This is a genomic window from Rhizobium sp. WSM409 (assembly GCF_057653825.1).
In genome coordinates this window covers 3,758,305-3,776,070 of the sequence record NZ_CM172794.1, presented here as the reverse complement: position 1 = coordinate 3,776,070, position 17,766 = coordinate 3,758,305, and the positions used below count along the sequence as shown (strand labels likewise).

16 protein-coding genes are annotated in these 17,766 nt (G+C 61.4%); 8 read left to right on the top strand and 8 right to left on the bottom strand.

The genetic code is table 11. The features are described from left to right. Positions 1 to 65 precede the first annotated feature (65 nt). The 3 genes from AC25BC_RS18665 (at position 66) to AC25BC_RS18655 (ending at position 3,249) form a co-directional block, all read left to right on the top strand. Positions 66 to 656 (top strand): GNAT family N-acetyltransferase, encoded by a 591-nt coding sequence (locus AC25BC_RS18665; RefSeq protein WP_012759015.1) that lies wholly within the window; start codon positions 66 to 68, stop codon positions 654 to 656. A gap of 251 nt (positions 657 to 907) precedes the next feature. Then, complete coding sequence (locus AC25BC_RS18660) at positions 908 to 1,936, top strand: serine hydrolase domain-containing protein (RefSeq protein WP_012759014.1); 1,029 nt, start codon at positions 908 to 910, stop codon at positions 1,934 to 1,936. A 155-nt stretch (positions 1,937 to 2,091) separates the two neighbouring features. Further along, positions 2,092 to 3,249 (top strand): GGDEF domain-containing protein, encoded by a 1,158-nt coding sequence (locus AC25BC_RS18655; protein ID WP_012759013.1) that lies wholly within the window; start codon positions 2,092 to 2,094, stop codon positions 3,247 to 3,249. Between the two features lie 30 nt (positions 3,250 to 3,279). Here AC25BC_RS18655 and cysE read toward each other — a convergent pair whose 3' ends face one another. The 5 genes from cysE to AC25BC_RS18630 form a co-directional block, all read right to left on the bottom strand. Then, complete coding sequence (cysE, locus tag AC25BC_RS18650) at positions 3,280 to 4,098, bottom strand: serine O-acetyltransferase (RefSeq protein ID WP_012759012.1); 819 nt, start codon at positions 4,096 to 4,098, stop codon at positions 3,280 to 3,282. A 122-nt stretch (positions 4,099 to 4,220) separates the two neighbouring features. Continuing rightward, positions 4,221 to 4,715 (bottom strand): GNAT family N-acetyltransferase, encoded by a 495-nt coding sequence (locus tag AC25BC_RS18645; protein WP_012759011.1) that lies wholly within the window; start codon positions 4,713 to 4,715, stop codon positions 4,221 to 4,223. A gap of 15 nt (positions 4,716 to 4,730) precedes the next feature. Beyond that, entirely contained in the window at positions 4,731 to 5,720 is a 990-nt protein-coding gene (locus AC25BC_RS18640; RefSeq protein ID WP_012759010.1) for a WD40 repeat domain-containing protein, read from the bottom strand. Then, entirely contained in the window at positions 5,720 to 6,823 is a 1,104-nt protein-coding gene (locus AC25BC_RS18635) for a CobW family GTP-binding protein (RefSeq protein ID WP_128438546.1), read from the bottom strand. Before AC25BC_RS18635 ends, AC25BC_RS18640 begins: the two co-directional genes overlap by 1 nt. Before the next feature lie 150 nt (positions 6,824 to 6,973). Beyond that, entirely contained in the window at positions 6,974 to 7,762 is a 789-nt protein-coding gene (locus tag AC25BC_RS18630; RefSeq protein ID WP_113546985.1) for a creatininase family protein, read from the bottom strand. A gap of 85 nt (positions 7,763 to 7,847) precedes the next feature. Here AC25BC_RS18630 and AC25BC_RS18625 point away from each other — a divergent pair, with 85 nt between their 5' ends. The 3 genes from AC25BC_RS18625 (at position 7,848) to AC25BC_RS18615 (ending at position 10,488) form a co-directional block, all read left to right on the top strand. Continuing rightward, positions 7,848 to 8,360: a MarR family winged helix-turn-helix transcriptional regulator gene (locus AC25BC_RS18625; protein WP_012759007.1), complete on the top strand. Its 513-nt coding sequence runs from the start codon at positions 7,848 to 7,850 to the stop codon at positions 8,358 to 8,360. A gap of 119 nt (positions 8,361 to 8,479) precedes the next feature. After that, complete coding sequence (locus tag AC25BC_RS18620; RefSeq protein ID WP_128438545.1) at positions 8,480 to 9,502, top strand: LacI family DNA-binding transcriptional regulator; 1,023 nt, start codon at positions 8,480 to 8,482, stop codon at positions 9,500 to 9,502. Positions 9,503 to 9,531: 29 nt separating this feature from the next. Further along, the gene (locus AC25BC_RS18615) at positions 9,532 to 10,488 is read left to right on the top strand and encodes a 2-hydroxyacid dehydrogenase (protein ID WP_113546986.1); all 957 of its coding nucleotides are present in this window, start codon (positions 9,532 to 9,534) and stop codon (positions 10,486 to 10,488) included. Positions 10,489 to 10,579: 91 nt separating this feature from the next. Here AC25BC_RS18615 and AC25BC_RS18610 read toward each other — a convergent pair whose 3' ends face one another. Continuing rightward, positions 10,580 to 11,359 carry a gamma-glutamyl-gamma-aminobutyrate hydrolase family protein gene (locus AC25BC_RS18610; protein WP_128438544.1) on the bottom strand — a complete coding sequence of 260 codons (780 nt, stop codon included), beginning with the start codon at positions 11,357 to 11,359 and terminating at the stop codon, positions 10,580 to 10,582. 281 nt (positions 11,360 to 11,640) lie between these two features. Between AC25BC_RS18610 and AC25BC_RS18605 the strand changes: the two genes are divergently transcribed. Continuing rightward, on the top strand, positions 11,641 to 12,747 hold the full coding sequence (locus tag AC25BC_RS18605) for a TRAP transporter substrate-binding protein (protein ID WP_003552852.1): 1,107 nt from the start codon (positions 11,641 to 11,643) through the stop codon (positions 12,745 to 12,747). 317 nt (positions 12,748 to 13,064) lie between these two features. On the opposite strand, the gene AC25BC_RS18600 is transcribed toward AC25BC_RS18605, so the two are convergent. Then, positions 13,065 to 14,558, bottom strand: a complete 1,494-nt coding sequence (locus AC25BC_RS18600) for a TRAP transporter large permease (protein ID WP_017995199.1) — start codon at positions 14,556 to 14,558, stop codon at positions 13,065 to 13,067. 21 nt (positions 14,559 to 14,579) lie between these two features. Beyond that, the gene (locus AC25BC_RS18595) at positions 14,580 to 15,119 is read right to left on the bottom strand and encodes a TRAP transporter small permease subunit (protein ID WP_012759003.1); all 540 of its coding nucleotides are present in this window, start codon (positions 15,117 to 15,119) and stop codon (positions 14,580 to 14,582) included. Positions 15,120 to 15,447: 328 nt separating this feature from the next. Between AC25BC_RS18595 and AC25BC_RS18590 the strand changes: the two genes are divergently transcribed. Further along, positions 15,448 to 17,751 carry a putative bifunctional diguanylate cyclase/phosphodiesterase gene (locus tag AC25BC_RS18590; RefSeq protein ID WP_012759002.1) on the top strand — a complete coding sequence of 768 codons (2,304 nt, stop codon included), beginning with the start codon at positions 15,448 to 15,450 and terminating at the stop codon, positions 17,749 to 17,751. Positions 17,752 to 17,766: the final 15 nt, after the last annotated feature.

Sequence of the window (17,766 nt, the reverse complement as noted above, 5' to 3'; positions counted from 1 at the left end):
GGGGCGGCAACTTCACAATTTTCCTTCATCGCCGCTGATAACGGTATTGGGTACGGGAGGCCAAGATGGCCGCTGTTCTTGATTCTGTCCGCGCATTCTTTGCGCCTACCACTTTCGCCATCGACGCCGAAAATCCTTCGGATGTCGTTGCGCGTGAAAACCTGCTCGACCGCGTCATGGGACCAGATCGCCGCAAGAAGTCGTCGGAGAAGATCCGCCGCAGCCGCGTTCCGGCCGAGGGCCTTGCGCTCGTCGCGCGCGATCGCGACGGCCATGTCATCGGCACGGTGCGGCTTTGGAACATCGAGGCCGGCGTCAATGACGAAGGCACGCCGATCAATGCGCTGCTGCTCGGACCGCTCGCCATTGCGCCGCATCACGGCGGCAAGGGCATCGGCTCGGCGCTGATGCGCGCGGCGATCCTCGAAGCGAAGAAGCGTAGGCACGGTGCCGTCCTGCTCGTCGGCGATGCTGCCTATTACGAGCGCTTCGGCTTCTTTGCCGAAAAGGCTCGCCATCTTGTCATGCCGGGTCCGTTCGAACGCTCGCGCTTTCTGGCGCTCGAATTGACGGAAGGCTGGCTCGACGGCGCGGCCGGCATGATCGTCGCCTCGGGACGCATGCTGGCCGGTGCCCCGGTTCGCCGCGCAGCCTAGCGCATCGATTCTGAAAGAAGCGCGGCGCTGTAAGGCTGCGCCGACCGGCCGGCCAGGTTGGGAACTTTTCCCCCGGCTGGTAATATCCGCACCGTTTGACCACCCAGGCAGGCGGGCTTGGTGTGGTTGCGGCGCGGATTGTATTTCTGGCATCAAGTTTCGAGAAGGCGCCGGCGCACGCGGAAACACAATCGCGTGAAAAGTGGCGCCGGCATGCGAACATATCGCGGCGATATCCTATCTTGCGCCACATGATCCGCATTCTCTCCCTTCTGCTTCTCCTCTGCCTGCCGCTTGACGCAACGGGGCCGGCTGCTGCCCAGAGCACGGCTTCCGCCGTCGGCGGGCTTGGTCCGCGTCTCGATCGCGTGGCGAGCGACCCCGCGATGCGGCCTTTGAAGACGGTCATTGTCGCTCGCGACGGACGCGTGCTCAGCGAACGTGGGTTTCGTGGTCATTCGCCCTCGGAATCGACCAATATCAAATCCGCTTCGAAGTCGATCATCTCGGCGCTGGTCGGTATCGCTATCGACAAAGGCCTGCTCATTGGGCCGGATCAGAAGATCGCGCCGATCCTGAAGGCCGATCTCCCTGTAACGCCCGACCCGCGCATCAACGACATCACCATCGGCAATCTTCTCTCGATGCAGGCTGGGCTCGATCGCATGTCGGGGCCGAACTACGGCCGCTGGGTCTCCTCGCGCAACTGGGTGCGCTTTGCGCTGTCGCAGCCTTTCGTCGATCAGCCCGGTGGTGAGATGCTCTATTCCACCGCATCCACGCATCTGCTGTCTGCCATTCTCACCAAGGTCGGCCGGCGGCCGACGCTGGTGTTGGCGCGCGAATGGCTGGGTCCTGTCGACGGTTTCCGCATTGGCGCATGGGAGCGCGATCCGCAGGGCATCTATCTCGGCGGCAATCAGATGGCGATGAGCGCCCGGTCGCTGCTTGCTTTCGGCGAACTCTACCGTAGCGGCGGCAAGACCGCCGACGGCCGCCAGATCGTCCCCGCCGACTGGATCGCCCAGTCGTGGCAGCAGCGCACCAACTCGCGCTTCTCAGGCGATGAATATGGCTATGGCTGGTTCACGCGGCAGATCGGCGGCGAGCAGGTGCATTTCGCCTGGGGTTATGGCGGGCAGATGCTCTACATCGTGCCGTCGCTCGATCTCACCGTCGTCATGACCTCGGAAGAGAGCGGTCCGTCTGCCCGAAACGGCTACAGGGACTTGCTGCACGGTCTGTTGGCGGACATCATCGGCTCGGTGCGGGCCGCTTGACGACAGCGCCGCGCGTCTTTGAGTTGCGCAAAGGGTCTGTCGCATTTTGAACTATGCAGCAGGGAAAAACCGGCGATCGTTAAATTCTTAGCGAAGGCTCCAATCAAACCGCAAAACGCTTCCTGTAAGTTCCGCGAGAATTTCGGGAAAGCGCCATGCTGCTGGATCTCAGGACAATCTATTTCATTGTTGCCGTGAGCTGTTTCGTGCTGGGCATTCTCCAGCTTGCAGCCTATGCGACCGGTCGCTTCGAGAGGTGGCCGCTCTGGTGGGGCTTGAGCAACCTTCTTGTCGGCGTCGGTTCGTTTCTCGTCGCGCTACGCAATCTCGTTCCCACCTCTGTCTCGATCGACGGCGGCAATATCGTCACCATCGCCGGCTACATGCTGATGTTCTTTGCCATACGGGTGTTTTCGGGACGAGCGCTCGACCAGCGCACTTTCTGGCTTGCCATCTTCGTCGTCAGCGTTCCTGTCGCGCTTATTGTCCGCGATCCCTCGGCAGTCTCGGCGAGGCTCCTCTACGTCTCCGTCATCTGCTGCCTCTGCGATCTTGCCGTCGCAAGGGAGGCAATCATCATTGCCCGGTGCGAGAAGCTGTATTCGGCAGCGCTGCTTGTCGGCCTCTACGCCTGCACTGCCGCGATTTTTGCGGTTCGCAGCATTCTCGCGGCGACCGGTGAGATTGGCGGGCCGGATCCTTTCGGCGGCAGTGCAGTTCACAGCTGGATGGCGGTATCGGCGGTCGCGTTCATCATGCTGCGCAGCATGGCGATGGTGCTGATGGCCGCCGAGCGCAGCCGAAATCAGCTGACGGAACTCGCTCACCACGATCCGCTGACCGGCGCCCTCAATCGCGGCGGCCTTGCCCAGCATCTGCCGGCGCTCGGCTTCCAGCCGGTATCGCTGCTGATCATCGATATCGACCATTTCAAGCAGCTGAACGACAGGCATGGCCATGCCGCCGGCGACGATATCCTGCGGCTTTTCGCCAGTGTTTCGAGAAGCATCATGCGCTCCGACGACCTGCTCGCCCGTCAAGGTGGGGATGAGTTCCTGGCGGTGCTGAAAAATGCTTCCCGGCAGGATGCGGTGATTATTGCCGAACGCATCCGTCTCGCCTTCGCCGCTGCCGTCCTGCAGCGACCGGATCTGGCGATCTTTCCGACGCTGAGCATCGGCGTTGCCGCGCGCGCGGAAAGCGGCGGAGATTTCGAACGGCTGATGCAGAAGGCGGACGAGGCGCTCTATCGTTCGAAGCGTGAAGGCCGCAACCGCGTCGAGGCCTTCAGCGAAAATCAGCAAGCCGCCTAGGATCGGGCGAATTCCCTATTCAGGACAGCTCTAGATATTCTGATCCATCGTCTCGGCCGGGATTTCGTCGACGCGGTGGACGCGCACGAGCGTCGCCGGCACGCCGGCGACCGTGCAATGCGTGGGAACCGACTTGAGCACGACGCTGCCGGCGGCGACTTTGCTGAAGGCGCCGATTTCGATATTGCCGAGGATCTTGGCGCCCGCGCCGATCATCACGCCGTGGCGGATCTTCGGGTGGCGGTCGCCGGTCTCCTTGCCGGTGCCGCCGAGCGTGACGTTCTGCAGGATCGACACTTCATCCTCGATGACCGCTGTTTCGCCGATGACGATGCCCGAACCGTGGTCGAGCATGATGGACGCGCCGATCCGCGCCGCCGGATGGATATCCGGGCCAAAGACCAGCGAAACGAGATTGGCGAGCCAACTGGCGATCTCCGGACGGCCGGCGGTCCAGAGCGCATGGGCGATGCGATGCGTCTGCAGCGCATGAAAGCCCTTGAGATTGAGAAGCGCGTGCAGAAATGTCGTGCAGGCCGGATCGCGCTCGCGCACGGCGATGAGATCGGCCTCGACCTTTCGCATGATATCGCCATCAAGTGTGGACAGGATGAGATCGAACAGATCACCCGTTTCCACCTGCGCCACGGAGAGCCGCGCGGCCAGCACGCGGGCGATGATCTCATCGTTGCCAGCGGTGTCCGTTACCTGAGCGGCAAGCAGCCGCCGCAATATCGGCTCGCGTGCGGCAAGCTCAACGGCCTCGGCGCGGATCACGGTCCAGACGGATGCGTCGCCCAAAGCCTGCGGCTGTTGTTCGGTCAAACCGAGGCCGGTCGATTTCGACATTCTCGTTTCCTCTATCAGCCAAGGTGGCGCGCAAAGCGCTTCCTGCTCGTGCTTCATGTTTCGCCCGGGCAAGGCGTTTGGCAAGCCCCGATATCCTATGGCCTTGGGTCCGATAGCATATTCTAGCCGGATGGCTGCAGGCGAGCAGTCAGCTCCGGAAGCAGGCGCCAATGATAGAGTACATCAGGCTCCCGTTCTTCGTTGTCGGCGCCATCGGTCTCCTCCTCGGCGATAAAACCGTGCCGTTCGTAGAAAGCGCGAGCGCCCGCATTGCGCTGAAACGTCCAGAGCCTGATCTCGTTCATCTCCTCCTTGGCGCAGCCAAGGAGGGAGGAGCCGATGCCCATGCCCTGGAACCCGGGGAGAACGTAAAGCTGCTCTATCCAGTTGTCGCCATAGGCGATGACACCTACGAGCCGGTTGCCCATGGCAGCGCCGAGGATCGAGCAATTCGGTAGCAGATGCATGCGCCAATACTGCTCCTCTTCCTCGGGCGTATGGACATCCGGCAGCCAGGGCAGCCGCTGCCACAGGGCGACACGTCTGATTTCGGCCGCGGCTTGCATGTGATTGGCCGTGAGCGCCACGATTTCGGATTCCGTCAAGGCGTCGTCCATCGCCGGCAACGGGCCTCAAGCCGAAATATCGACGACGCCGCAGTCGCCGGCTTCGGAGCCGAAGGCGAGCAGCTTGCCGTTTTTGCTCCAACTCATCGCCGTGATCGCGCCCTTGCCGGGTCGGCGCAGGAGCGCTTCCTTGCTGTCGGTGATGCGCACAGCCAGGATCATGCCGTCGATGAAGCCGATGGCGAGGATGTCTTCGAGCGGATGGAACTTCACCGCGGTCGCCATGATATTGGCGCGGGTGCCGAGCTCCATCGGCGCCTTGCCCATCGGCCCGTCCTTGCCCTGGAAGGGCCAGACGATTGCCGCAGGCGCGCCTGAAGACGCGAGCCACTTGCCCTTGACCGACCAGGAGAGCGATTTCACCTTGGCGGGGTAGCCGGTCATGCGCATGTGGCGAGCTTCGGTACCGGGCTTGATGTCGAGCTTCCAGCCGTGCAGTGCGTTTTCCTGCATCGAGGTGACGAGGAAATTGCCATCAGGCGAGAAGGTGACGCCGGTATGCGCACCCTTCCATTCCAGGTCGACCGGCTTGGCGTTCATACCGATCCAGTGCAGCGACACACCGTTGTAGCGCGCCGCCGCGATGCGTAGGCCCTTCGGCGCAAAGGCAAGGCCTTCGACCGTGCGCTCTTCGGCGAATTCCTTGGTCGTGCCGTCGGCAAGGCGCACCAGTGAACTCTTGCCGTAGGAATAGGCAACGGCACCCTGCGGGCCGGCTGCGACCTGCGAAATCCACTTGCGCGGCGCGGTCGCGATCTCGCTGACGCTGCCGTCGGCGGCAATGCGCAGCACCTTGCCGTCCTCGCCGCCCGAGATCAGGCTCTCGCTATAGGGATCGCGGATCGCGGTGAGCATGCCCTGGTGGGCTTCGGAAACCCTGTCGCCGCCGTCCAGCCGGTGGAATGTACCGTTTGCGCTTGCGAAGAAGGGAACATCACCTAAAAATTCGACGGCCAGAACGTGGCCGTCGAGATCAAGCGGTGCAACTGTCGGCATCAGGCGGCTGCCTCGCAGGCCTTGAAGGAGGCTTCGAGCTTCTCGCGGTCAAGTTCGCGGCCGATGAAGACGAGACGGCTCTCGTGCTTTTCGCCTTCCTTCCACGGCCGCTGGTGGTCGCCCTCGATGATCATGTGCACGCCCTGAACGACGTAACGCTCGGGATCGTCTTTGAAGGCGATGATGCCCTTAAGACGCAGGATATTTGGCCCCTGCGTCTGGGTGACCTTCTGGATCCAGGGGAAGAAGCGCTCCGGGTTCATCTCTGCGCCGCGCAGCGACACCGACTGCACCGTCACATCGTGGATCGCCGACATCGCGCCATGTTGATGGGCGCCATGGTGATGATGGTCGTGGCCGTGGTCACCATGCTGATGATCATGGTCATGATGGTGGTGGTCGTGATCGCAATCGGGGCCGCAGACATGGTCGTCATGGCCGTGCTCGAGGAAATGCGGATCGTTTTCGAGCGCGCGCTCCAGGTTGAAGGCGCCCTGATCGAGCACGCGGGCGAGGTCGACGCCGGAGCGGCTGGTCTTGTAAACTCGGGCGGCCGGGTTGATGGCGCGGACGATATCCTCGATCACATCAAGTTCTTCCGGGGTCACCAGGTCGCTCTTGTTGATGATGACGACGTCGGCGAAGGCGATCTGGTCCTCGGCCTCGCGGCTGTCCTTCAGGCGCAGCCGCAGGTGCTTGGCATCGACGAGGGCGACGACGGCGTCGAGCTCGGTCTTGGCGCGCACATCGTCATCCATGAAGAAGGTCTGGGCGACTGGCACCGGATCGGCAAGGCCCGTCGTCTCGACGATGATGCCGTCGAAGCGGCCTGGGCGGCGCATCAGGCCTTCGACAACGCGGATCAAGTCGCCGCGCACCGTGCAGCAGACACAGCCATTGTTCATCTCGTAGATTTCTTCGTCCGACTCGACGATCAGGTCGTTGTCGATGCCGATTTCGCCGAATTCATTGACGATGACCGCATATTTCTTGCCGTGATTTTCGGAGAGAATGCGGTTGAGCAATGTCGTCTTGCCGGCGCCGAGATAACCGGTGAGCACGGTAACGGGAATGGGCTTCAGGGTGGAGATCGCGTCGGTCATGAGAACCTCTAGGATTTAGGCGTGCGGCCGAGCGGCTTGGGATCGGCTGCTTGAACGGTTGGTCTCATATAATGGCTTGAGCGTGGCAGTTCAAAGGGTTTTATAATGTTATAAGATCACGTCGTCTGGCCGGTGCAGATGCCCCCATAGTCACCGCAGTTGCGCGACATCGAATGCATCGACGTCACTCAGCAATTCCACCAGTCCTTTTACCGCATGGGCAATCAGCGCCTCGCCTTTCTCTACTGTGGCGGCGGCGGCGTTTCCCGCCACGCCTTCAGCATTGAGGTCCGACATCTTCCAGCCGAAGGCGTGCGGCCCGTAGGCGCGCAGATGCTTGAAACGCTCGGCGAATTCCGTCTGCCGCGAGGAAAAGTTCGCCGCCTTCGCCATATTAACCTTGTCGGGATGAAGCGCCAGCATCACCGATGTCTCGATATCGCCGCCATGGATGCCGATCGCCTTTTCCTCCGGCGTGACCACGCCATCCGGCAGGCCGAAACGGGTCCAGCTCGTTGCCACGGCCAGCATGGCGAAGCGGAGCCGCGCCTCGGTCGCGACAATGGTCACGATGGGCGAATTGCCGCCATGGGCGTTCAGCATCACCAATTTGCGGATGCCCTGCTTTGCCAGCCCCTCGGCGATGCCGAGCCAGCGGTTTACCGCTTCGTCGAAGGCAAGCGTCTTCGTTCCTTCAACATCCATATGCTCTATGGAATAGCCGACAGATTCGGCGGGCAGGAAGGTGACCGGCAGGCCGGCAGGCAAGGCTATCTTCAATCGTCCGGCGATGCCTTCGGCAATCAGGGTGTCGGTTTCGAAGGGCAGGTGAGGGCCGTGCTGTTCATGGGCGCCGAGCGGCAGCACGGCGATCAGATGGCGCCCGTCAGGTGTAGAGGCCGGGTTGCTGTCCTCGAAGCGCGGCGAAGGTGTCATCATCCGGTCGTTGCCTCTTGTTTATGACGAGATCCTGAGCAATGTCATATCGCAGCGGCGCCGGGGCTTAAAGATCAAAGGGATGGCTATGGGAAAGAAGCACAAGGACGGCAAAAAGAACAAGTCCAAGAAGAAGGATCAGACCGAGTATACGCTCGTCGATCTCTCTCCGGCTCTGACCCAGGCGGCACGTTCCATGCGGACAGTGCTCTCGCGCAACCTGCTCGAAAGCGGCCTCTATGCCGGCCAGGATGGCGTCATCCTCTCGCTTGCCGAGAGCGACGGCATGACGGCCGGCGGCCTTGCCCAGAAGCTCGGCGTCAAAGCGCCGACGATGACGCGCACCATCGGCCGCATGGAAGCGCAGGGCTTTCTCGAGCGTAAGCCCGATGCGGAGGATGCGCGCCTCACCAAGGTCTATCTCACCGAACTCGGCCGCGGCAGCGTGCAAGGGATCGAGATGGCGGCCTCGGCCTGCGACAAGTTGGCGACGCAGGAGTTCTCCGAGAAGGAAATTCGCAATCTCGTCCGATTGCTGAAGGCGATCGATGCCAATCTGCAGGCCGAAGCCATTCATATCGAAGAACCGGACGAAGACTGAAATTTCCCCGAAAGACGAATTGCTTCCATCGATTAAATCTTTTAATTAAACATTTTAAGGGCCGCGCCGGTTTGACGGCGGGGTCTTGACTGCCTTGCGTGCTGCCTGGAGGAGGACACGTGGTTCAGAAGATCAAGCTTTCGACAATCGCCGAAACGCTCGGCATTTCTACGGCGACCGTATCGCTTGCCTTACGCGACAGTCCGCTCGTCGCCGGCAATACCCGGGAGAAGATCAAGGAACAGGCGCGCGCGCTCGGCTATATCTACAATCGCCGTGCCGCCAGCCTTCGGACCTCGCGCTCCGGCATCATCGGCGTCGTCGTGCACGACATCATGAACCCGTTCTATGGCGAGATCCTGAAGGCGATCGAAAGCGAGCTTGATCGCAGCCGCCACACCTTCATCCTTTCCAACCATTACGACAATGTCGAGAAGCAGCGCACCTTCATCGAGACGCTGCTGCAGCTCGGTGGCGACGGCGTCATCATGTCGCCGGCGATCGGTACTCCGCCTGAAGACGTGCAGCTGGCAGAAGACAACGGCATGCCGGCGATCCTCGTCGCCCGCTCGATGGAAGGGCAGGACCTGCCGACCTATCGCGGTGACGACAGCTACGGCATCTCGCTTGCCACCAACCACCTGATCGGCCTTGGTCATCGCTCGATCGCCATGATCGGCGGCACGGACCAGACATCCACCGGCCGCGACCGTTACCAGGGCTATGTCAATTCGCTGCGCAAGGCCGGCATCGAGGTCGATCCGAACTTGCGCATTCCCGGTCCGCGCTCGAAACAGGGCGGTTTCGAGGCGGCCGTGCATTTCCTTTCGCTGCCGCAGAAGCCGACCGCGGCCGTCTGCTGGAACGATCTCGTAGCGATCGGCCTGATGAACGGCATTGCGCGCGCGGGCCTGGTGCCGGGACGCGATATTTCCGTCACCGGCTACGACGATCTCGAGGAGGCCTCGATCGCTACGCCTGCGCTAACGACCGTCTGGAACGGTCAGGCCGAGGTCGGGCGCCTGGCCGCTCGGGCGCTGCTCGATCGCCTTGCCGGCAGCCATGAGGCTGATGGCATGCATCTGATCAAACCGGAAATGCGCATTCGCCAGTCCACCAGTCCCCATCGGCCGCGCGCCTGAACCGACCGCCATATCCAAGAGGAAAAGCCATGTCCCGCATCGCCATTCTCGTTCCTGGGAAGATACACGAGCGTGTTCTCGAAAGGTTGAAGGATCGGTTTGAGATTATCGCCGTCCCACGCGAGGAGAAGCTTGCGCTGGACGGCGAGACTGCCGGCCGTATCCGCGGCGTCGCCGTGTCCGGCTCCTTCCCAGGCGCCTGGATAGACCAGCTGCCGCATGCCGAAGTGATCGCCAATTTCGGTGTCGGTTATGACGGCGTCGATGTGAAACATGCCGCCGAAAAAGGCATTGTCGTCACCAATACGCCTGATGTGCTGAACGACGAGGTCGCCGATACGGCGATCGGCCTGCTGCTGAACACGGTTCGCGAGTTGCCGCGGGCCGAAGCGTGGCTGCGTGCCGGCAACTGGAAGCCGGGAACGGCCTATCCGCTGTCGCGCTTCTCGCTCAAGGGCCGCCATATCGGGCTTTACGGCCTTGGCCGCATCGGGCTCGAAATCGCCAAGCGGCTGGAGCCGTTCAAGGTGAAGATCAGTTATCACACACGTTCGCGCCACGCCGATGTGTCCTACGATTATCACCCGACGTTGAAGGGGCTGGCGGAAGCGGTGGATACGCTGATCGCCATCGTTCCGAAGACGCCGCAGACACACAAGACGATCGATGCGGATATTCTGGCAGCACTCGGCCCAAACGGCATTCTCGTCAACGTCGGCCGTGGCTGGACGGTGGACGAGGCGGCGCTGAGTGCCGCTCTTACCTCCGGCGCGCTCGGTGCTGCCGGCCTCGACGTTTTCTATGAAGAGCCGACCGTGCCGGCCGACCTGCTGGGGCCGACCAACGCCGTGCTGCTGCCGCACGTCGCCTCCGCGTCCGTGCCGACACGCAATGCAATGGCCGATCTCGTTGCCGACAATCTCATCGCCTGGTTCGATAAGGGTGCGGCGCTGACGCCGGTGCCGGAGACGCCGCAGAAGGCCTAGGCGCGTCGGATAGAATTCTGCGCCTGGCTCAACCACGAACGCGACGACGATCACCGTTGATTGATGTTTCCACGCCCGGTGGGTCTGGTGGTCACGCGATCGCCTGCGCCGGGATGACCGGCCGCTTGGCGGCGGCATAGGCGCGGACGGCGTCGCCGAAAGCAGCGAACAGCTGGTTCGAAGACTTGTCGGTTTCAGCCCAATATTCCGGATGCCATTGCACGCCGACGGCGAAAGCCTTGGCGTCGATAACGGAAACGGCCTCCACCGTGCCGTCCTCGGCGATCGCTTCCACCTGCAGGCGTGGGGCGGTTCTGGCGATTGCCTGGCGATGCAGGGAATTCACGCGGATCTCGCCCGGACCGAGAATGCCTGCGATGCAGGAACCTTCCTTGACGTGGACGGTCTGGCGAATGGCGTACATGCCGTCCTGGTCGACGCCTTCTGGCCGGCGATGGTCCCAGATGCCGGGCTGCTCCTGAATCTCGCTTGCCAGCGAGCCGCCGAGGGCGACATTCAGCTCCTGGATGCCGCGGCAGATGGCAAGTAGCGGGATGGCGCGGTCGATGGCGCGGCGGATGAGCGGCAGGCTGGTGGCGTCGCGGGCGGGGTCGAAGGGGCCGTCCTTGTCATTCGTCTCGGCACCGTAGAGCGAGGGATGAACATTGCTGGCCGAACCGGAGACCAGCAGACCATCGACACGGTCGAGGATCGCATCGGTATCGTAGCCCTCCTCGAAAGCGGGGATGATGAAGGCCATGACACCGGATGCGTTCAATGCGGCGCGCAGATATTGATGCTGCACTGCATGCCAGGTCGCGCCGTCGAAGCTGCGGATATCGGCAGGAATGGCAATGATCGGTTTCGTCATATCAGCCCCGGTGAAATCTTTGTGCTCGCCGTTTCTGCCGCCAGAACGGCCGTCGAGTCAACGCTTGGCTGCACCGGGTGGCCAAATTGCGGCGGAAGCGGCGCCCTGTACCGCTAAGCCGCTGATTCTGATGGATACGTGCGGGCTGCCTTATTGCCGTCTTGATGCCAAAGGCTAATAGACTAAAGCTTGAATCGCGGCCCCCGCCATGCTTAGGTTTGCCCTTGCTGCGGGTGGGGGTGAAGATCGCCGCGCAGTACCATCTATACGGGAGGTTTTTGATGGATCGTCGTTCGTTTTTCAAGAAGGCGGGAACCGCCGGCGCCGGTGCGGTTGCCGCAACGGCATTGGCTGCGCCTGCGATCGCGCAGGAGAATCCGAAGATCGCGTGGCGCATGACGTCGTCGTTTCCGAAGAGCTTGGATACGATCTATGGCGGCGCCGAGGATATCGCCAAGCATGTTGCCGCGGCGACGGATGGCAATTTCACGATCCAGCCCTTTGCGGCCGGTGAAATCGTGCCGGGCCTGCAGGCCGTCGATGCCGTTGCCGCCGGCACGGTCGAGGCAGCCCATACCACCTCCTATTATTTCGTCGGCAAGGACCCGACCTATGCCATCGGGACGGCCATTCCGTTCGGGCTGAACAGCCGTCTGACCAATGCCTGGTACTATGAAGGCAACGGCAACAAGCTGATGAACGAGTTTTATGCCACACAGGGAATGTATGCGCTGCCGGCCGGCAATACCGGTGCGCAGATGGGCGGCTGGTTCCGCAAGGAAATCAACACGCTCGATGACCTTAAGGGCGTCAAGATGCGCATTGCCGGCCTTGCCGGTCGCGTCATGGAGAAGGTCGGCGTCATCCCGCAGCAGATCGCCGGCGGCGATATCTATCCGGCGTTGGAAAAAGGCACGATCGATGCGGCGGAATTCGTCGGCCCCTATGACGACCTGAAGCTCGGCTTCCACAAGGTGGCGAAGTACTACTATTATCCGGGCTGGTGGGAAGGTGGCCCGACGGTGCATGGGTTCTTCAATCTCGAAAAATGGAGCAGCCTGCCCAAGCATTATCAGGCAGCGCTGACCGACGCCTGCGCCTTCGCCAATACCAACATGCTGGCGAAGTACGACACGAAGAACCCGACGGCGCTGAAGCAGCTCGTGGCGGAAGGCGCGACGCTGCGCCCGTTCAGCCAGGAGATCATGGAAGCCTGCTTCCAGGCGGCGACGGGCATCTACAGCGAAATTTCGGGCACGAACCAGTATTTCAAGAAGATCTATGACGACCAGACCGCCTTCAAGCGGGATGCCTATCTGTGGATGCAGCTGTCGGAATACACCTTCGATACGTTCATGATGATTCAGCAGCGGGCCGGAAAGCTTTAAGCTTTCCGCCGTCGACGCTTCAGACGAGCGCAATAACAAAACCCCGGATCTCCATCCGGGGTTTTGCTTTTTGCTGGACTAGAGCCTTTCCGGGTTAGATTGCAGCATTCTGTTGGCTCAAACGGAGTCGGCCGGTCGATCAGCCGGCCCGTTTCAGCCAACCCCCCGCAGATTTGCCTCGCAAATGGGCCGGGCATCTTTCCGCCAGGGCAAAGGCGATCAGCTCGGACGTACCTTGGGGTATGCCCGTCGCCAATCGCCTTTGCCCTGACGAAAACCTGCTCCGGCAGAATGCTGCAATCTAATCCGGAAAGGCTCTATTTGGCCGGTGGCGGCGGTGCTCCCGGCAGGCCGTTCAGTGGCGGCAGGGTCAGGCCGGGGATCTGCGGTGAGCCATTGCCGCCGCCGCCCAGCGGTGGCAGGCCGAGCTGGCCGCCGAAGCCCGGGACTTCGATCTTGATCGAGTTCGGGTCGACCTTCGGGCCGTGATCCAGCCAATAGGTTACCGATTGCGGCCAGAAGATCACGATCGCCACCAGGATCAGCTGCATGCCGACCCAGGGGAGCGCGCCCATGTAGATATCCGAGGTCTTGACGTCCTTGCTGGCGATTGAGCGCAGATAGAAGAGCGCGAAGCCGAAGGGCGGATGCATGAAGCTCGTCTGCATGTTGACGCAGATCAGGACGCCGAACCAGATCAGGTCGATGCCGAGACTGGAGGCGACGGGTGCGAGCATCGGGATGACGATGAAGGCGATCTCGAAGAAATCGAGGAAGAAGGCGAGCACGAAGATGAAGATGTTGACGAAGATCAGGAAACCGACCGGCCCGCCGGGAATGCCCGACAGCATGTGCTCGATCCAGCGCGAGCCGTCCATGCCCTGGAAGACCAGGCTGAAACAGGTGGAGCCGATCAGGATCATCACCACCATGGATGTAATGTGTGTGGTCGATGCCATTGCTTCGCGGATCAGCGGCCAGGTGAGGCGGCGATTCATGGCGGCAAGCACAATGGCGCCGACGACGCCGAGCGCGCCTGCTTCCGTCGGCGTTGCAAGACCCATGAAGATCGTGCCGAGCACGAGGAAGATCAGCACGATCGAGGGCACCATGCCCATCAGCACCTTCACGAGCAGAGCCCAATTGAAATCGCCGCGCACCTCTTTCGGCAGCGGCGGCATCGATTTCGGCCGAATAATCGACATCACCAGGATGAAGAGCACGAAGATCGTCACCTGCAGGATCGAGGGGCCGATCGCGCCGAGATACATGTCGCCGACCGACCTGCCGAGCTGATCGGCGAGAACGACGAGCACGAGCGAGGGCGGGATGACCTGGGTGATCGTGCCCGAGGCGGCGATGACGCCGGTGGCAAGGCGCGGATTGTAGCCATAGCGCAGCATGATCGGCAGCGAGATCATCCCCATGGTGATCACGGAAGCGGCCACCGTGCCGGTGATCGCTCCGAGCACGGCGCCGACGAGGATGACGGCATAGGCAAGCCCGCCGGGTATACCACCGAAGAGTTTGCCGGTGCCCTCGAGCAGGTCCTCGGCCAACCCGCAGCGCTCCAGCACCGCACCCATGAAGGTGAAGAAGGGAATGGCGAGCAGAAGGTCGTTGGAAAGGATGCCGAAGAAGCGCAGCGGCAGAGCCTGCAGAAAGACCTCGCCGAAATGGCCGGTGACGATGCCGATGATGGCGAAAAACAAGCCGACGGCGGCGAGCGAAAAGGCGACCGGAAAGCCGTAGAGCATGAAGATGATCATGCCCAGGAACATGGCCGGCGGGATGATGCCGAAATCAAACAAGTCCGTTTCTCCCAGCCCGCGTTACTGCAGCGGCTTTTCGTATTTCGTATCGATGCTGATATGGCCGGTGAGGGCTGCGATCCGCTTGACCAGCTCGGAAACGCCCTGAAGGGAAAGCAGTGCGAAGCCGGCGACGAGGATCAGCTTGACGGGCCAACGGATCAGTCCGCCGGCGTTGCCCGATATTTCCCCCTGATGGTAGGAGAGCGTGAAGAAAGGCCAGCACAGCCAGGTGAGATAGAGGCATGCGGGAAGGAGGAAGACAATGAGGCCGACGATGTCGATCCAGATCTTCGCCCTGTCGGAAACCGAACCATAGATCAGGTCGACGCGGACATGCTCATTGTTGCGCAGCGCATGCGAGGCGCCGAGCATGACGACGAAGGCGAAGAGATACCACTGAATCTCCAGCCAGCCGTTCGAACTGTAGTTGAAGGCGTAGCGGACGATGGCGTTTCCGGCGCTGATCAGGCAGCAGAACAGCACCATATATTCGGAAAGTTTGCCCATGAACTGACTGATCGAGTCAATCAGCCGGCTTGCGGCCAGAAGTACCGACATTCGCCTCCCCTTGTTCTTGTCCCACCGGTTTTCCGGCAGTTTTTCCTCTTGCAATCGATGTAGACCACGGCCTTTGAAATTGGAAGGATAAATGCCTCGCGTTGGAGTATAGTCTTAGACGCATCGGCCCCGCCGTAGGGCCGTCAAATATTTCAACAACCCAGGCGTGGATAAATTATTTCGGTAATCTCGCCGGTAGGCTGCATTAACTCGCGTAAGCTGTGCGGTTCACCCTGTGGTTTTAGAAAATTTGACCAAATGTTTGATTCCATTGAAATCAATTTTTAAAAGGTTGGGCCTAGAATTCCCGCGCACAGGGAAAGTGTGGATGAAGCCAGATAACCCGAACAGGGTCCCTATAGATGTGTATCTGTCGTTTGTGAGTTCCCTTTCCGGGAACCGCATGACGCTGCTTGCTGGCGTGATCGTGCATGTCGCGACATGCCTTGCCGTTGCTGCCAAGACCCAGTCCTTCGTCTATATCCTGCTGGCGGCCGCCTTCCTCCTGGTCTTCTGCGTTCGCATGGTCATCTTCCGGCAGTTCGACCGCGTTGACAAGGAGAGCCTGTCGCACGCCGGAATCGAGCGTTGGGAGCGGATCCTGGTTGCCGGTGCTGCCTGCACCACCACCCTGCTTGGCATCGCCAGCGGCTACGCCATCTTCGTCGTCCATGATTCCTTTGCGGAACTTGCCTGCATTGCGGTTACCATGGCGACCATGGTTTCCGTTGTCGGCCGCAATTATGGTTCGCGCCTGGCGGTTGACCTCCAGACCTTTTCCTGCTGTCTGCCGATGATTGTCTGCAGCCTGTTGGCGCTCGATTTTTATCGTGGCTTGTTGTCGATCTTCCTCATTCCCTTCTGGCTGACGACGCGTGCCATGGCGAACGGCGTGCGCGAGTTCCTCTATGAGAATGTCATCGCGCGCCGGGAAATCACCATCATCGCCGACCGCTTCGATACGGCGCTCAACAACATGCCGCATGGCCTAGTCATGGTCGATGCCGAAAACCGCATCCAGGTCGTCAATCGCAAGGCCTGCGAGCTTTTGAAGATCGGTGCGCCGGATCGGTTGAAGGACCGCGATCTCGGCGCCGTGCTACGCTACGGCGCGCGCTACAGCTTCATGGACGCCTCGCAGCCGGAGCTCATCCTGCGCCAGCTCACCCAAGTCGCCGAAGGCAACCTGTCGCGCACGCTCATCCATTTCCCCGAGGGCCTGTCGCTCGAATTCTCCGCCAGCCGCAGGGCCGACGGCGGCGCCGTGCTGATCTTCGAGGACGTGTCGAGCCGGGTGAAGGCGGAGCAGAAGATCATGCACATGGTCCGCTTCGATGCGCTGACCGGCCTGCCGAACCGAGAATATTTCGGGCAGCTGGTGCAGGATTATCTCGCCAAACATCAAAGGAAGTCCGGGCCACTCGGCTTCATGGTTCTCGATATCGACGAGTTCAAACATGTCAACGACATGCGCGGCCACGTTACAGGCGACCACCTGCTTTGCGCCATCGCCGCCCGCATCAAGCAGGCGTCCGGCAACGCCATCCTCGGCCGGTTGATGGGAGACCAGTTCATCCTGTTCTTCCCGCATGCGAAGGAACAGGCCTCGCTCGACGTCGAGATCCGCCGCGTGCACGCCGCAATCCAGGGCAACTACGCAGTCGACGAGCTGACCTTCCTGGTTTCGCTCAGCGCCGGCTACGCGATCCTCGAGAGTGCTGCGTTTGCGATGGACGAATGGAGCGTCAAGGCGGATCTGGCGCTGTTCGAAAGCAAGTCGCGCTTCAAGGGCGGCATTTCCGGCTTCGAGCGGGAGATGGATGGCCGCTATATCGAGCAGCAGAAGCTGAAAGCGGATTTGCGCGACGCGGTCTCGGCGCAGGCGCTGCATCTTGCCTTCCAGCCGATGTTCCGGTCCGACGGCTCGCGGATCGAATGCGCCGAAGCGTTGGCGCGCTGGGTGCATCCGGAGAAGGGCTCGATCCCGCCCGACGTCTTCATCCGGCTCGCCGAAGATATGGGCATCATCTCCGACATCACCCGTTTCGTGTTGTTCAAGGCGTGCAGCGAATGCATGAACTGGCCGGAACATATCGCCGTCTCGGTGAACCTTTCGGCGCGGGATCTGCGCGATGCCGATATTCTCGCGGTGGTCGCCGAAGCGCTTGCCCATTCCGGTCTCGACGCGGCGCGGCTGCATCTCGAAGTCACCGAAAGCTGCCTGATCGACGAGCCGGCGGCTGTGCGCGCCATCCTGGCCGAGCTCAGGGCTCGCGGCATCACCATCGCCATCGACGATTTCGGTACCGGCTTCTCCAGCCTCAGCTACCTCGACACACTGCCGCTCGATATCGTCAAGATCGATCGCTCCTTCGTGCGCAACATCGTCGAAGATAACCGCCGCTTGAAGCTGCTGCGCGGCACGGTCCATCTCGCCCGTGAACTGGGCCTGAAGATCGTCATTGAAGGTGTCGAAACCGAGGAGCAGCTCGCACTGCTCAACAAGCACCGCAGCGCCGATCTTGTTCAGGGTTACGTTTTCTCGCCGCCGGTGCCTTCCCAGAATATCCCGCTGTTGCAGCAGGGCATCGGCCGCCGCGTCGTACAACGCCGCCGCAACAAGGTCGCCTGAGCGGTCTCAACAGAC

Bases quoted from the DNA above. Each gene is read 5' to 3' on its own strand.
- AC25BC_RS18665 (WP_012759015.1), top strand. From the start codon at position 66: ATGGCCGCTGTTCTTGATTCTGTCCGCGCATTCTTTGCGCCTACCACT.
- AC25BC_RS18660 (WP_012759014.1), top strand. From the start codon at position 908: ATGATCCGCATTCTCTCCCTTCTGCTTCTCCTCTGCCTGCCGCTTGAC.
- AC25BC_RS18655 (WP_012759013.1), top strand. From the start codon at position 2,092: ATGCTGCTGGATCTCAGGACAATCTATTTCATTGTTGCCGTGAGCTGT.
- cysE (WP_012759012.1), bottom strand. From the start codon at position 4,098: ATGTCGAAATCGACCGGCCTCGGTTTGACCGAACAACAGCCGCAGGCT.
- AC25BC_RS18645 (WP_012759011.1), bottom strand. From the start codon at position 4,715: ATGGACGACGCCTTGACGGAATCCGAAATCGTGGCGCTCACGGCCAAT.
- AC25BC_RS18640 (WP_012759010.1), bottom strand. From the start codon at position 5,720: ATGCCGACAGTTGCACCGCTTGATCTCGACGGCCACGTTCTGGCCGTC.
- AC25BC_RS18635 (WP_128438546.1), bottom strand. From the start codon at position 6,823: ATGACCGACGCGATCTCCACCCTGAAGCCCATTCCCGTTACCGTGCTC.
- AC25BC_RS18630 (WP_113546985.1), bottom strand. From the start codon at position 7,762: ATGATGACACCTTCGCCGCGCTTCGAGGACAGCAACCCGGCCTCTACA.
- AC25BC_RS18625 (WP_012759007.1), top strand. From the start codon at position 7,848: ATGGGAAAGAAGCACAAGGACGGCAAAAAGAACAAGTCCAAGAAGAAG.
- AC25BC_RS18615 (WP_113546986.1), top strand. From the start codon at position 9,532: ATGTCCCGCATCGCCATTCTCGTTCCTGGGAAGATACACGAGCGTGTT.
- AC25BC_RS18610 (WP_128438544.1), bottom strand. From the start codon at position 11,359: ATGACGAAACCGATCATTGCCATTCCTGCCGATATCCGCAGCTTCGAC.
- AC25BC_RS18605 (WP_003552852.1), top strand. From the start codon at position 11,641: ATGGATCGTCGTTCGTTTTTCAAGAAGGCGGGAACCGCCGGCGCCGGT.
- AC25BC_RS18595 (WP_012759003.1), bottom strand. From the start codon at position 15,119: ATGTCGGTACTTCTGGCCGCAAGCCGGCTGATTGACTCGATCAGTCAG.
- AC25BC_RS18590 (WP_012759002.1), top strand. From the start codon at position 15,448: ATGAAGCCAGATAACCCGAACAGGGTCCCTATAGATGTGTATCTGTCG.